The 13,710-nt window shown below is 72.6% G+C and carries 14 protein-coding genes; 12 read left to right on the forward strand and 2 right to left on the reverse strand.

Annotation, left to right across the window (positions count from 1 at the left end):
- Positions 1 to 98 precede the first annotated feature (98 nt).
- The 9 genes from paaA to kynU all read left to right on the forward strand — a co-directional run bounded on the left by paaA (position 99) and on the right by kynU (position 7,996).
- On the forward strand, positions 99 to 1,178 hold the full coding sequence (paaA, locus tag ACF1BE_RS30065) for a 1,2-phenylacetyl-CoA epoxidase subunit PaaA (protein WP_392202150.1): 1,080 nt from the start codon (positions 99 to 101) through the stop codon (positions 1,176 to 1,178).
- Entirely contained in the window at positions 1,175 to 1,486 is a 312-nt protein-coding gene (locus ACF1BE_RS30070) for a 1,2-phenylacetyl-CoA epoxidase subunit B (protein ID WP_392202151.1), read from the forward strand. The genes paaA and ACF1BE_RS30070 overlap by 4 nt, the downstream gene beginning before the upstream one ends.
- 67 nt (positions 1,487 to 1,553) lie before the next feature.
- The gene (paaC, locus tag ACF1BE_RS30075; RefSeq protein ID WP_392202179.1) at positions 1,554 to 2,345 is read left to right on the forward strand and encodes a 1,2-phenylacetyl-CoA epoxidase subunit PaaC; all 792 of its coding nucleotides are present in this window, start codon (positions 1,554 to 1,556) and stop codon (positions 2,343 to 2,345) included.
- A 5-nt stretch (positions 2,346 to 2,350) separates the two neighbouring features.
- Positions 2,351 to 2,854, forward strand: a complete 504-nt coding sequence (paaD, locus tag ACF1BE_RS30080; protein ID WP_392202152.1) for a 1,2-phenylacetyl-CoA epoxidase subunit PaaD — start codon at positions 2,351 to 2,353, stop codon at positions 2,852 to 2,854.
- 8 nt (positions 2,855 to 2,862) lie between these two features.
- A complete protein-coding gene (locus ACF1BE_RS30085) occupies positions 2,863 to 4,044 on the forward strand; it encodes a 2Fe-2S iron-sulfur cluster-binding protein (protein WP_392202153.1) in 1,182 nt (393 codons plus the stop codon).
- Between the two features lie 52 nt (positions 4,045 to 4,096).
- Positions 4,097 to 4,873: an SDR family oxidoreductase gene (locus ACF1BE_RS30090; protein ID WP_392202154.1), complete on the forward strand. Its 777-nt coding sequence runs from the start codon at positions 4,097 to 4,099 to the stop codon at positions 4,871 to 4,873.
- A gap of 105 nt (positions 4,874 to 4,978) precedes the next feature.
- Complete coding sequence (locus tag ACF1BE_RS30095) at positions 4,979 to 5,827, forward strand: tryptophan 2,3-dioxygenase (protein ID WP_392202155.1); 849 nt, start codon at positions 4,979 to 4,981, stop codon at positions 5,825 to 5,827.
- A 34-nt stretch (positions 5,828 to 5,861) separates the two neighbouring features.
- Positions 5,862 to 6,722, forward strand: a complete 861-nt coding sequence (locus ACF1BE_RS30100; protein WP_392202156.1) for an alpha/beta hydrolase family protein — start codon at positions 5,862 to 5,864, stop codon at positions 6,720 to 6,722.
- Positions 6,719 to 7,996 carry a kynureninase gene (kynU, locus tag ACF1BE_RS30105; protein WP_392202157.1) on the forward strand — a complete coding sequence of 426 codons (1,278 nt, stop codon included), beginning with the start codon at positions 6,719 to 6,721 and terminating at the stop codon, positions 7,994 to 7,996. The genes ACF1BE_RS30100 and kynU overlap by 4 nt, the downstream gene beginning before the upstream one ends.
- A gap of 103 nt (positions 7,997 to 8,099) precedes the next feature.
- Here the strand turns inward: kynU and ACF1BE_RS30110 are convergent, their stop codons facing one another.
- Positions 8,100 to 8,879 carry an NAD(P)H-dependent oxidoreductase gene (locus ACF1BE_RS30110; protein ID WP_392202158.1) on the reverse strand — a complete coding sequence of 260 codons (780 nt, stop codon included), beginning with the start codon at positions 8,877 to 8,879 and terminating at the stop codon, positions 8,100 to 8,102.
- 138 nt (positions 8,880 to 9,017) lie between these two features.
- On the opposite strand from ACF1BE_RS30110, the gene ACF1BE_RS30115 reads away from it, so the two are divergent.
- On the forward strand, positions 9,018 to 9,908 hold the full coding sequence (locus ACF1BE_RS30115; RefSeq protein WP_392202159.1) for a helix-turn-helix transcriptional regulator: 891 nt from the start codon (positions 9,018 to 9,020) through the stop codon (positions 9,906 to 9,908).
- Between the two features lie 37 nt (positions 9,909 to 9,945).
- Here ACF1BE_RS30115 and ACF1BE_RS30120 read toward each other — a convergent pair whose 3' ends face one another.
- On the reverse strand, positions 9,946 to 11,046 hold the full coding sequence (locus tag ACF1BE_RS30120; RefSeq protein WP_392202160.1) for a PP2C family protein-serine/threonine phosphatase: 1,101 nt from the start codon (positions 11,044 to 11,046) through the stop codon (positions 9,946 to 9,948).
- A 376-nt stretch (positions 11,047 to 11,422) separates the two neighbouring features.
- On the opposite strand from ACF1BE_RS30120, the gene ACF1BE_RS30125 reads away from it, so the two are divergent.
- Positions 11,423 to 11,968, forward strand: coding sequence for a DUF485 domain-containing protein (locus ACF1BE_RS30125; RefSeq protein ID WP_392202161.1), 546 nt, complete (start codon positions 11,423 to 11,425; stop codon positions 11,966 to 11,968).
- On the forward strand, positions 11,965 to 13,578 hold the full coding sequence (locus tag ACF1BE_RS30130) for a cation acetate symporter (protein WP_392202162.1): 1,614 nt from the start codon (positions 11,965 to 11,967) through the stop codon (positions 13,576 to 13,578). Before ACF1BE_RS30125 ends, ACF1BE_RS30130 begins: the two co-directional genes overlap by 4 nt.
- Positions 13,579 to 13,710 lie beyond the last annotated feature (132 nt).

Here is a 13,710-nt window from a genome sequence, read left to right on the forward strand (position 1 = left end):
ATGCGCGTGCCCAGGCAGCCGGTACGGGTCCGGTCCACGGCAGGACGCCCCGTGCGCCCCGCCGTCGTGGCGAACCTCGCTGACACGGGCGGTGCCGGGTGAGCGCGCGGACGGCCGTCACCGAGGACGTCGGGCAGGAGGAGCTGCTCGCGCACTTCGACGCGTTGATCGCCGGGGGCGAGACGATCGAACCGCGCGACTGGATGCCCGACGGCTACCGCCGCATGCTGATCCGCCAGATCGCCCAGCACGCCCACTCCGAGATCATCGGCATGCAGCCCGAGGGCGCCTGGCTGACCCGGGCCCCGTCCCTGCACCGCAAGTCGGTGCTCATCGCCAAGGTCCAGGACGAGGCCGGCCACGGCCTGTACCTGTACTCCGCCGCCGAGACCCTGGGCGTGGACCGCGCCGACCTGCTCGACGCCCTGCACCGGGGCCTCCAGCGCGCCTCGGCCACGTTCAACCACCCGGCGCTGACCTGGGCCGACACCGGCGCCATCGCCTGGCTGACCGACGGTGCCGCCGTCATCAACCAAGCCCCCCTGTGCCGCACCTCCTACGGGCCGTACGCGCGGGCGATGCGCCGCGTCTGCCAGGAGGAGGCCTTCCACGTGCGCCAGGGGTACGACCTGATGCGCGCGCTGTGCGAGGGCACGCCCGACCAGAAGGCGATGGCGCAGGACGCGGTGGACCGCTGGTGGCTGCCGGCCGTGGCGCTGATGTTCGGCCCGCCCGACACCGAGGCGGGCGGGACCGACGCACGGACGGCCGCGCTCGGGGCCTCCGTCTCGCGCCGCGCGATGGCCTGGGGCATCAAGCGCCACACCAACGACGAACTGCGCCAGCGTTTCGTCGACCAATGCGTCCCGCAGGCGGAGCGCCTGGGACTGACGCTGCCCGACCCGGCCATCCGCTGGAACGAGGAACGCGGCCACTACGACTTCACCCCGATCGACTGGGACACCTACCGCACGGCCCTGGGCGAGGACACCCACTGGGCGCGCCGGCGCATCGACCACCGCAGGGCCGCGCACGAGGACGGCGCCTGGGTGCGGGAGGCGGCCGCCGTGTACGCCGCCCGCGAGGACGCGCCGCAGGCACCGGAAGGCCGAGTGGACACGACACAGGCACCGGACGGCCGCGACGCGGCTGTCACCCCGCGGGAGGAGCGCGCATGAACGGCAACGACGAGGGCGCGCCCGCGTCCTGGGAGGTCTTCCTGCGGGCCCGGCGCGGCCTGGCCCATCAGCACGTGGGCTCGGTGCGCGCCGTCGGCCCGGACGCGGCGCTGGCGGTCGCCCGCGATCTGTACACGCGCCGCGGCGACCCGCTGTCGCTGTGGGTGGTGCGTTCGGACGCTGTGCACGCGGCCTCCCCGGACGAACGGGAGCCGTACTTCGCGGGGGCCCACCACAAGCCGTACCGATATCCCGAGCACTTCGCGCCGCTGACCGAGGAGGGGTCGCAAGGTGACCACGACCAGTGACGAGCGGGCGGTCACCGCGGCGGGTGGCCGTCCGGCACCGGCCTCGCCCGGCGACACCCCCGGGGTGATGGCACCCGGTCGTCCGACCCTCGCTGCGCACGCCCCCGTCGACACCGGCCTCGCCCCGTATCTGCTGCGCCTGGGCGACGACGCCCTCGTGCTGGGACAGCGGCTGTGCCAGTGGATCACGCGTGCTCCCATGATCGAGGAAGACCTGGCCCTGTCCAACATCGCTCTGGACCTCGTCGGCCACGCCCGCACCCTGCTCACCCTCGCCGGACGCCTCGACGGCACCGGCCGCACCGAGGACGACCTCGCCTTCACCCGCCGCGAACGCGAGTTCACCAACACCCTGCTGACGGAACTGCCCAACGGCGACTTCGCGGTGACCATGGCCCGCCAACTCGCCTACACCCACTACGCGTCCCTCCACTACGAGGCCCTCGCCGGCTGCCCGGACGCCGAGCTCGCCGCCTTCGGCGCGCGGGCGGCCAAGGAGGTCGCCTTCCACCGGCTGCACGCCGACCGCTGGATACGCCAACTGGGCCGCGGCACGGCGAGGAGCGCACACCGGATGCAGCAGGGGCTGGAGCGCGTGTGGCCCTACACCGGTGAACTCTTCGACGAGGACGACCTCGTACGGCGCCTTGCCGCCGCCGGCACGGTGCCCTCCCCGGCGCCTCTGCGCCCGGTGTGGGAGCAGCGGGTCACCGAGGTCGTCACCGGCGCGGGACTGAGGGTGCCCACCCCGTCCTGGGAGGCCCGCGGTGGCCGTTCCGGCCTGCACACCGAGGAGTTCGCCGGCCTGATCGGCGAACTGCAGTCGGTGCACCGGCAGTTTCCCGGGGGGACCTGGTGAACGACATGGGACAGACCGGTGCGCCCCTCGCCGCGGAAGAGGTGCGCAGGCGGGTGGAGGCCGTACCCGACCCCGAGCTGCCCGTGATCGGCCTCGGCGACCTGGGGGTGGTGGGCTCCGTCGGCCCAGGGCCCGACGGGACCCTGGAGGTCGAGATCACCCCCACCTACCTGGGCTGCCCCGCGCTGCCCGCGATCACCGCCGCCGTCCGCGAGGTCCTGGTCGCCTGCGGCCACCCCGACGGCCGGGTACGGCAGGTGCTGTCGCCGCTCTGGACGACCGACCGCATCACCGCACGCGGACTGCGCACCCTCGCCGCCCACGGCATCGCCCCGCCGGTGTCCCCGGCGACCGGCGGCCCGGCCCTCGTGGAGCTGGGCACGGTGCCCTGCCCGCACTGCGGCTCCCGCGCCACCCGCCCGCACAGCCCCTTCGGCCCGTCCCGCTGCCAGTCGGTGCTGTGGTGCACGGCGTGCCGCGAACCCTTCCCCCACCTGACCGCGCTGTGAGGCACCCCGTGAACACCGCCGCCATCCCTTCGACCACCCGGCAGGACACGGCCGTCGAGCGGCCCGTAGGCAGGGGCAGGCGCACCCGCTGGCACTCCGTCACGGTCAGCGAGGTGTGCCACCTGACCGCGGACGCCGTGGCGGTCACCCTGGAGGTGCCCGCCGGTCTGCGCGAGGTGTTCGCCCACCGGCCCGGCCAGCACGTCGTCGTCCGCCACCACAGCGCCGACGGCGAAGTGCGTCGCGCCTACTCGCTGTGCCCGCCCCCGCACGACCGCACGGCGCTCCGCCTGGTGATCAAGCGCGGTACCCCCGACGGCTTCGGGGCCCACGCCGTCCACCGTCTCGCGACCGGCGACCGACTCGATCTGTCCGCCCCCGCGGGCCACTTCGTCCTGCCGGGCCTGCCCGGCGCCCACCACGTCCTGATCGCGGGCGGCTCCGGCATCACCCCGCTGGCCGCGATGGCCGCCGACGTCCTGCGCCGGGACGCCACCTGCCGGGTGTCCCTGATCCACTCCGTCCCGACCGCCGCGCAGGCCCTGCTCGCCGACGAACTGGCCGCCCTCAAGGACATGTTCCTCGACCGCTTCACCGTCCTGTACGTCCTCACCCGCGACGGGCGGGCAACCGGTGGCGGCCCGTTCCGCGGACGGATCGACGCCGGCAAGCTGTCCCACCTGCTCACCGTCATCGGTGCCCGGCCGGCCGAGACCACCTCGTTCGCCCTGTGCGGACCACCGGGGATGATCGCCACCGTACGGCGGTTCCTGGGCGACTGGGGCGCCGAGCCGGCGCTCGTGCGCTGGGAATCGTTCACCTCCGGCCCCACTCCCCCCTCCGCCGCCCCCGCACCGGCCGAGCAGCCGGCGCACCCCGCCGCCGCCGCGGGGCTGTCCCCGGCTGCCGGGACGAGCCGGGTCACCGCCCTGTTCGACGGGCACCGCCGGCAGACCACGGTCGGGTCCCGGGAGACGGTGATCCTCGACGCCCTGCTGCGCGCGCACCCGGACGTGCCGTACGCGTGCCGTGAGGGCGTGTGCGGCAGTTGCCGCGCCAAGGTCCTGTCCGGACGGGTGCGAGCCGACCACCAGCACGCCCTGGACGACCGCGACCGCGCCGAGGGCTACACGCTCGTGTGCCGGGCACGACCGGACTCCCCCGATGTCGTCCTCGACTTCGACGCCTGACACCCGCCCACGACCACCACACCCCCCCAGCACGCAGCGAAGGAGACGCACGTTGAGCACCACCGCCCGCCTTGCGGGAAAGACCGCTCTGGTCACCGGGGGCAGCCGGGGAATCGGCCGGGCCATCAGTCGTCGCCTCGCCCGCGACGGCGCGTTGGTGGCCGTGCACTACGGTCACGACGTGACCGCGGCCGAGCGGACCGTCAAGGAGATCGAGGCCGACGGGGGCCGCGCCGTCGCCGTGCACGCCGAGCTCGGAGTGCCCGGCGACGCCGACACCCTGTGGTCGGCCTTCGACCGGGCCCTGGCCGGCCGGGGCGCGGACGGCGGCCTGGACATCCTCGTCAACAACGCGGGCATCACCGTCCCGCGCCGCATCGCCGACGTGACCGAGGCCGACTACGACCGGGTGTTCGCGATCAACACCAAGGCGCCGTTCTTCATCGTCCAGCGCGGACTCGACCGGCTGCGGGACGGTGGCCGGATCGTGAACATCTCCTCCATGGCCACCCGGGTCGCGTTCCCCGCGATCGTCTCGTACACCATGACCAAGGCCGCCCTCGACTACCTCACCCTCGCCCTCGCCCAGGAGCTGGGCCCCCGGGGCATCACCGTCAACGCCGTCGCCCCCGGCTACACCGAGACGGAGATCAACCCCACGCTCGCCGTCCCGGAGATCCGCCGCAGGTACTCCGAGGCCTCCGTCCTCAGCCGGCTCGGCCGGCCGGTGGACATCGCCGACGTGGTCTCCTTCGTCGCGAGCGACGACGCCCGCTGGGTGACCGGCCAGTGGATCGACGCCTCCGGCGGAGCCCACCTCGGCGTGTGACCCCCGCCCCCGGCCCCGGCCGGCCGGTGCTTCCACCCCTCCCCCACCATCCTTCGGCACCCTCACGTGGCCGTCCCGACTCACGGCCGCAGCACAGGAGATGCGATGAACGACCGCACGACCGCTCTCGCCGAGCCGATCACGGAAGACGCCCTGACCCAGCCGTTCACCGGCGCGAGCCCCTACGACAACTACGTGCACGCCTCCGTCCTCAACTCCATGCAGCACCCGCTCACCGACGCGCCGGACGAGATGGGCTTCCTCGTCACCACCCAGGTGATGGAGCTGTGGTTCACCCTGATCGTGCACGAGTGGCGCATCGCACGGGTGGCCTTCGCCAAGGACGACCTGCGCGCGGCCATGGACGCCCTCACCCGCAGCCGCCGGGCCCTGACGGCGCTCAACGGCGCCTGGGCGCCCATCGCCGCGCTGACACCCGCGCAGTTCAACGGCTTCAGGGCCGCGTTCGGCAAGGCGTCGGGATTCCAGTCGGCGATGTACCGGCACATGGAGTTCCTCCTCGGTGACAAGTCCGCCGGGCTGCTGCGCGCGCACCGGGGCGACAGGGCCGTCCACGAGGCACTCGGCGAGACCTACCGCGAACCCTCCCTGTACGACGAGGTGCTGGCCTTCCTGCACCGCCAGGGCCTGCACGTCCCGCTGCGCATCCGCGAGCGGGACATGACCGCTCCCTACACCTGCGACCCCGCGGTGGTGGCGGTATGGCGGGAGATCTACGCCGGCCCGCAGCACCACCCGCACCTGGCCCTGGGCGAACTGCTCACCGACATCGCCGAGCTCATCACCCGCTGGCGGTTCGAACACGTCCTGGTCGTGCGCCGCGCCATGGGCGCGAAATCCGGCAGCGCCGGCTCCGCGGGCCTGGCCTGGCTGGAGAAGCGCGCCGCCCGCCCGGTCTTCCCCGAACTGTGGGAGGTGCGCGGTGACATCTAGGGTCTCTCGTTCGGACCAGACCCGCGAGCCCGGCGTGACCCGGACGAGAGAACCCAGGGTCATCTCCGCCTTCGCGGCCGAAGAGGAGAAGCGGGTACTGAGCCTGAGGCCGGTCCTGGCACCGGTGCACGGCCGGTACGGCGACCACCCCCACCAGGTCTACGACGCCTGGCCCTCGGACGACCCCGGCGCCCCGCTGGTGATCCTGCTGCACGGCGGCTACTGGCGCTACGACCGCATGCACCTGACCCCCTTCGCCGCCTACCTCAACCGGCAGGGCTTCGACGTCCTGCTGCCCGGCTTCCGCCGTTCCGGAGGCGCGGGCGGCTATCCGGAGACTTTCGACGACGTCGCCCGGATCGTCGACACCCTCCCGCAGGGGCGGCCGTACGTCCTGGCGGGCCACTGCTCGGGCGGCCACCTGGCACTGTGGTGCGCCGCACGCGGCCTGCTGCCGGCCGGCTCGCGCTGGCACACCCGCACCCTGCCGACCAGCGTGCTCGCCCTGGCCCCCCTCACCGACCTCGCCGCCACCCGCCGCGACGACCTCAGCAACGGCGCCGCGCTGCAACTCCTCGGCGGAGCCGATCACTTCGAGGAGCGCCTGCCCGAGGTCGACCCCCTGGCCCTGCTGCGCGGCGCCGGCACGACCGGGGTGCCCACCGTGCTGCTGCACGGCGCCGCCGACGAGGAGGTCCCCCTCACCCAGTTCACCGACTACGCGGCCGTGCACCGCGACCTCACCACGGTCGTCCTGCCCGGCACCGGCCACTACACCCTCATCGAACCGGGTGCCCCCGGCGCCCGCGCCGTCGCCGACACCCTTCGGGAGATGTCCGCCTCCTTCCCGGCCCAGCGCTCCGAGCCGACACCCGAGGAGTCCGCGCACCGATGACCATCACCCCGACGGCACCCACGGCGCCGACTCCCCTCCCCGGGCTCGCCGAGCGCGCCGCACGCCTCGACGCCGACGACGCCCTGGCTCACCTGCGTGACCGCTTCCTGCTCCCCCCGGACGTCGTCTACCTCGACGGCAACTCCCTCGGCCCGCTGCCCGCCGCCGTCCCACCGGTCCTCACCGACGTCGTGACCCGGCAGTGGGGTACCGACCTGATCGGCTCCTGGAACGACAACGGCTGGTGGGAGGCGCCCCTGCGGGTGGGCGACGCCATCGGCGCGCTCATCGGGGCCGCGCCGGGCCAGACCGTGGCGGGTGACTCCACCAGCGTGCAGCTCTACACCGCCCTCGACGCGGCCGCCTCGCTCCGGCCGGGCCGTGCCCTGCTGGTCACCGACCCCGGCCACTTCCCCACCGACCGCTACGTGGCCGACGCCGCCGCCGCACGCCGCGGCCTGGACGTACGGTGGGTGTCACCGGCCGACCTGCCCCGCTTCCTGCGGGCCGAGGGAGACCGGGTGGCCGTCGTCAGTTACTCGCCCGTCGACTTCCGCACCGGCGAGCTGTACGACATGCGGGCCTTGACGCGGGCCGCCCACCACGCCGGCGCGCTGGTCCTCTGGGACCTGTGCCACGCGGCCGGGGCCCTGCCGGTCGAACTCGACGCCCTCGGTGTGGATCTCGCCGTCGGCTGCGGCTACAAGTTCCTCTCCGGAGGCCCCGGAGCCCCGGCCTACCTGTACGTGGCGCGCCGCCACCACCGGGAGCTGCGCACCCCGCTGCCGGGCTGGAACGGACACGCCGACCCCTTCGGCCTGAGCCGGGACTACGTACCCGCCTCCGGCATCGCCCGGGCCCGTATCGGCACTCCCCCGATCCTGTCCCTGCTCGCCCTCGAGGCGGCCCTGACCGCCTTCGACGGCGTGGACCTCGCCGAGGTCCGCGCCAAGAGCCTGTCCCTGAGCGGATTCTTCCTGTGCTGCGCCGAAGAACTCCTCACCCCCTTCGGCTTCACCTCCGTCACCCCGTCCGACCCCGACCGCCGCGGCAGCCAGGTCTCCCTGCGCCACCCCCACGCCCACGCCCTGACGCGCGCGCTCGCCGACCACGGCGTGATCGCTGACATGCGCGCCCCCGACCTGCTGCGCTTCGGCTTCAACGCGCTCTACACCACCCACCGGGAACTGCTCACCGCGGCGCGGCGCCTTCGGGACATCGCCGCCGACGCCGCCTACGACCCGACGCCGCGGAGGTCGGGGCCGGTGACGTGACACCACTTCCGCCGCATCGGCGCGGTTCTGATCATGTCGGCGCCGGCGAAGCCGGACAGGGCGCGGAGTCAGTGGTGTGGCAGCGGGTCGGCTCTCGCCGCGGTCAGCCGCGTACGTGCAGCCCGAAACCCGTACGTCCCGCGGGCTCCAGTCCCTCCTTCAGGTGCAGCGAGGGAATCTCGTAGTCGCCGAAGTTCTGCCGCCGGAACGCGATCGGCTCGGTCGACTCCAGGGTGAGCAGGCGCTGCTCCCAAGCCTTGGCGGCGTCCTGGAAGTCCTCGCCGGTCATCCGGTCGGCGCCGTACAGCACGAACGGCGGCAGGACCTCGATGCCCGGGTAGTAGAGGATGCCGTGGTGGATCGGGAACAGCAGGTCGTCGATGGGGCCGTTGATCCCGCGAGCGGCGTAGTGCGACTCCGGACCGCCCGCGGTCACCGACAGCAGGGCCTTCCTGCCCGCGAGGGTGCCTTCGCCGAAGCGCTCGCCGTACCTGGTGTCGCTGTGCTCGCCGACGCCGTACGCGAAGTGGTAGGTGAACACCCGGTCCACCCAGCCTTTGAGGATCGCGGGCATCGTGTACCACCACAGCGGGAACTGGAAGACGATCGTGTCGGCCCACAGCAGCTTCTCCTGCTCGGCGAGGACGTCCGGGGCAAGCGTTCCGGCGTCGAAGGCCCGGCCCGAGTCCAGGGCCACCTTCAGCGGACTCGAGGCCTCGGGGCCGTAGTCCGCGGCGTCCACGACCGCCTTCCAGCGCATCGCGTACAGATCACTGACCCGTACCTCGTGCCCGGCGCTCTCCAATGTGGACACCGCGAGGTCCTTCAGCGAGCTGTTGAGCGACTTCGGCTCCGGGTGGGCGTGGACGATCAGCGTCTTCATGGGAACTCCTTCGGATCGGCTGCCCTCGATCCTGGGCGCCGCGGCGCCCGGCGTTCAGGGGCTCCTCTTCCGTCGGACGGGACTTCCTGGTAATGGCAGGACCACCTTCACGGGCGTCACCGAGGCCATACTGAGGGCATGGACGATCTTGCGTGCTTTCTGCGGACCCGGCGTTCCCGGGTCGACCCGGTGGCCGTCGGCATTCCCGTCGACAGCCGCCGCCGGGTCGAAGGGCTGCGCCGCGAAGAGGTCGCGCACCTGTCCGGAGTCAGCGTCGACTACTACGTACGCCTGGAGCAGGGCCGCGCGACCCAGCCCTCCGAGCAGGTGCTCGACGCGCTCGCCCGCGTCCTCGCACTCGACGAGACCGGACGCGGGCATCTCCACCGGCTCGCCCGGCAGCGCCGTCGCAGCGTGAAGGCGCCGGGCGGGCGGGTCCGGCCGGAACTGCAGCGCGTCCTCGGTCTGGTGGCCGACGCACCCGCGCTGATCATGAACCACCGCCTGGACGTGCTCGCCGGGAACCGCCTCGCCGGACTCCTCTACGGCCGGCCGATGCCGGGCCTGAACACCGCCCGCCACATCTTTCTCGAGGAGGCCGAGCGCGGCCTCTACGCGGACTGGGACAGCTGCACTCTCGACGTGGTCGGGCACCTGCGCCTGGCCGCCGGCAAATATCCCGAGGACCCCGGCCTGGCCTCGCTCATCGGCGAGCTGGCGATGGGCAGCGAGCGCTTCCGCCGCCTCTGGGCCCGCGCGGACGTGCGCGCCCGCACACATGGACGCAAGGCCTACGCGCACCCGCTGATCGGACTGCTGGAACTGCACCAGGAGAACTTCGCGCTACCGGACGGCTCGGGCATGGAGCTGCTGGTCCTGTCCGCGGCCCCCGGCAGCCCCGCCGAGGACGGACTGCGCCTGCTCGCGGGTCTGGGCGCGAGCGGCGGTGACGCCCGTCCCACGGTGACCGCTCCGGTCGGCGAACGGCGCGACGACGCCCGCCCGGCGCCGGGAACGCCTCAGCACTGACGGCGTCCGGCCCCCGGACCCCGAGCGTGGCGGCGGTTCACTGCTGCGGCGTTTCGCACAGGCGCACGGCGAGGGCGGCGATGTCGTCGTCGAGGCGTCCCCTGCTGTAGTGGAGGAGGTCGCGATGGAGAGCCGTGAGCAGCTCGTGGGGCGCCGCCGGGGGCTGTCCGCGCAGCCAGGCCGTGAGCGGGAAGAACTCACCGTCGTGGGCGCGGGCCTCGGCGACCCCGTCGGTATAGAGAAGCAGCAGGTCGCCGGGGGCGAAGTCGAAGGTGTCGACGGTGTAGTGGTCGCCGATCAGCTCCGCGAGGTTGAGCAGCGGCGAGGGGGTGGTGGGCTCGAGGGCACGGACTTCCCCGTGGTTCAAAAACAGCGGCGGGGGGTGTCCGCAGTTGAGGATCTCGATATGCCTGCCTTCGTGCGGGATCTCGACGAGAAGGGCGGTGGCGAAGCGCTCCATCGGCCCCTCGGGGGGGAACGAGGCGTTGTACCGGGTGCTGCCGGCGTCCATCCGGCGCGCGACGCTGACCATGTCAGCCTCGCCGTGGGCCGCCTCCCGGAAGGCGTTGACGATCGCCGCGGCCGCTCCCACAGCCGGCAGGCCCTTGCCCCGTACATCACCGATGAGCAGTCTGACCCCCCATCGCGTGTCGACCACCTCGTAGAAGTCCCCGCCGATACGGGCCTCCGCCGCGGCCGCGAGATACAGCGACTCGATCTCGACGCTCCCGAAGCGGCGCGGCAGGGGGCTGAGCACCACCTGCTGCGCCGCGTCGGCGACGAGCCGTACCTGGAAGAGGGTCCGCTCCCGCTGGAGCCGGATGTGACTCCCGTACGCGGCCGCCACGGTGACCGCGATGATCCCCCCAGCGGTCCACCACGTCCCCAGGCCGGGGAAGACGAGGCTGAGGCCGATCATCAGGAGAAGACAGACCGTTCCCAGCAGGACGGTGGGGAGCACCGGCCACATCGCGGCGGCGAGGGCCGGCGCCGCGGGCAGGAGGCGACTGAAGGCCATTTGCGGGGGTGTGGCGTACGCCAGGCTGGCGATGACGACGGTCAGGATGACCGGCGAGAGCCGCACAAAGCTTCCCCGGCCGTAGCTGCCGAGGAGACGTGGCCATCCGGACTGGATCACACCTCATAGAATATCCACGCAATAAGGGCATAGCGCACCGAGGGCTGAGAATCGGACACCTATTTGATTCCGGTCGGCGGGCAGTGCCCCCCGTCGCCGAGCACGCCGAGGATCCGGTCCCTGCGGGGCCCGGCGCGCCGCCCCTGCCACCGTCGTTGCCGGTCAGCCGGTCGCCGCACGCCCGGCGCGAGTACGGAACCTCCTGCAGTCCGGCAGTCGGGGGTCACGGGCCGCCGTCGGCCGGATGCCGCATCGAGCTGAAAACGTGACTCTCGGCAGGCTTATCAGGCATTCCAACCAGTCGGTATCGTGCGCCGCCACACCGATGCTCCACCGCCACCTCCCACGGATCCGAGCCGCACCGGAAGGCCAAGCGATGACGCTCCCCGACGACAACCGGTACCCACCGCCCGCATCGCCGGAATGGCCGCAGCCGCCGTCCCGGCCCCGTGGCCACACCCCGCGGCGCGCGTCGTACGGGCGGGACCCATGGGCGCCCCCGCAGGAGCCGTACGGACACGACGTCCCGCAGGACAACTCGTACGGATACGACCCCCCTTCGTACGACCCGTACGGGCAGACGCCCTGGCGCCCACCGCACGCGCACGATCCCCATCCGCACGGTGCCGACCTCGCCGCCCTCCGCTCGGCCTACCGAGTGCTCCGCCGGGTCTCCACGCTCACCGCGCTCGGCTCCTTCGTGGTGTACGTGGTGCTGTCCTGCTGTGCGCGGGACCTGATGGCTTCCAGGATCGCCGGGGAGCTGAGTCTGGGAATGGGCCTGGGGATCCTCCAGCTCGTCGTCACCTTCGCGGCCGTGCTCTGGTACGGCCGCAGCGCACAGCACTCCGTGGACTTTCTGGCGCAGGCCGTCAGGGAGCGAACGGTCCGTCCGAGCCGGGACGCCGGGGTGGCGAGATGAACGACTTCGGCTCAGGGACGCAGGCGATCGTCCTGGTCCTGTTCAGCACCCTGGTGACGCTCACGCTGCTGCTGTGTGTGATGGCCGGACCGGACCGCGACGACCTGACGAACTTCTACACCGGCTACCTCTCGCTCACGCCCCTGAAGAACGGCCTGGCGATCGCGGGCGACTACATCTCCGCGGCCACGGTGCTGAGCACCACCGGCATCATCGCGCTCGCCGGATACGACGGTTACGTCCTGGCGGTCAGCACCGCCCTGTCACTCGTGCTGCTGATGTTCCTGCTGGCCGAGCCGCTGCGCAACGCCGGCAGCTTCACCATGGGCGACGTCCTGGCCCGCAACATGCCCGGGCGGGCCGTCCGCATCGCCTCGTGCGTGGTCACGCTCTCGGCGACCCTGCCCTTCCTGGTCGTCCAGCTCTCCGGGGCCGGGTCGCTGCTCACCTTCATCCTGGGCATGCCGCACGAGACCGGCGCCAGGACGACATGCATCGTCCTCATCGGCAGCCTGATGATCATCTACGCCGCGATCGGCGGGATGCGGGGCACCGCGCTCATCCAGATGATCAAGATCGTGCTCCTGCTCGGCACCAGCGTCACCGTCGCCGCCCTGGTCCTCAACCGCTTCGACTGGAGCCTGGGAGAGGTGCTCCGGGCCGCCGAGCGCGGCAGCGGAACGGGCCCGGCCTTCCTCCAGCAGGGCCTCCAACTGGGCACCTCGGCAGCTCAACAGCTGGACTTCGCCGGCCTTCAGATCACCGTTGTCCTCGGCGCGGCCTGCCTGCCGCACATCACGATGCGGCTGTACTCCGCGCGGGACGCGCCCGCCGTGCGCCGCTCCATGTCATGGGCGGTCGGCACGGTCACCACGTTCTGCCTCACGGTGATCATCATGGGTACGGGCGCGGCGGCTCTGGTGGGATCCCAGTACATCACCGCGACCGACCCCCACGGAAGGACGTCGGTGCTCATGCTGTCCCGGGTGCTCGGCGCCGCCGGCTCCGCGGGCACGACGGTTCTCTACGCGGCCATGGCGGGCACGGTGTTCATCACCCTGCTGTCCTCGGTCGCGGGGATGACTCTGGCGGCGGCCTCGTCGCTCGCCCACGACCTGTTCGCCCATTGCCTGCGGCGGGAACGGGCGGCGCCGCGCACGGAGATGACAGTGGCCGGGTGGGCGTGCGTGGCGGTGGGGACCGTTGCCATCCTGCTCTCCGCCCTGGTCCAGAACTGGGACGTCGCCGTACTGACCACGCTGGCCATCTGCATCGGGGCATCGGCCGTTGCCCCCGCGTTGACCTACTCCCTGTTCTGGCGAGGATTCACGCGCACCGGACTGCTCGCCAGCCTCTACGGGGGCGCGGCCTGCGCGCTGGTGCTGATGATCTTCTCCAGGGCCGTCTCGGGCACGCCGTCCGCCGTCTTCCCGGACGCGGACTTCGACTGGTTCCCCATGCAGTCCACCGGCCTGGTCTCCATCCCGTTCGGCTATCTGGCGGGCTGGCTGGGCAGCCGTCTCGACCACCGGCGCCGCGCCGCCGAGAGCCGCGAGAACCGGCGGCTGTACGAGGAGAGCGAGGCACGGCTGCTCGCCGCGGCCGAGTGAGGACGGCGACGGGGCGGACTGCAGCGGCCGCTGTGCCACCGCTGCGGTCCGCCAGGGATGGTCCCGCCGCACGGCCGCTCCATGGCAGTCATGCGCCGACGTCACACGCCCTCATGACATCGACCCGGGCTG

This window comes from Streptomyces sp. NPDC014991 (assembly GCF_043080665.1).
In the GTDB taxonomy this organism is placed as follows: Bacteria; Actinomycetota; Actinomycetes; order Streptomycetales; family Streptomycetaceae; genus Streptomyces.

Bases quoted from the DNA above. Each gene is read 5' to 3' on its own strand.
- ACF1BE_RS30110 (WP_392202158.1), bottom strand. From the start codon at position 8,879: ATGAAGACGCTGATCGTCCACGCCCACCCGGAGCCGAAGTCGCTCAAC.
- paaC (WP_392202179.1), top strand. From the start codon at position 1,554: ATGGCACCCGGTCGTCCGACCCTCGCTGCGCACGCCCCCGTCGACACC.
- ACF1BE_RS30130 (WP_392202162.1), top strand. From the start codon at position 11,965: ATGAACGACTTCGGCTCAGGGACGCAGGCGATCGTCCTGGTCCTGTTC.
- ACF1BE_RS30095 (WP_392202155.1), top strand. From the start codon at position 4,979: ATGAACGACCGCACGACCGCTCTCGCCGAGCCGATCACGGAAGACGCC.
- kynU (WP_392202157.1), top strand. From the start codon at position 6,719: ATGACCATCACCCCGACGGCACCCACGGCGCCGACTCCCCTCCCCGGG.
- ACF1BE_RS30070 (WP_392202151.1), top strand. From the start codon at position 1,175: ATGAACGGCAACGACGAGGGCGCGCCCGCGTCCTGGGAGGTCTTCCTG.
- paaD (WP_392202152.1), top strand. From the start codon at position 2,351: ATGGGACAGACCGGTGCGCCCCTCGCCGCGGAAGAGGTGCGCAGGCGG.
- ACF1BE_RS30125 (WP_392202161.1), top strand. From the start codon at position 11,423: ATGACGCTCCCCGACGACAACCGGTACCCACCGCCCGCATCGCCGGAA.
- ACF1BE_RS30115 (WP_392202159.1), top strand. From the start codon at position 9,018: ATGGACGATCTTGCGTGCTTTCTGCGGACCCGGCGTTCCCGGGTCGAC.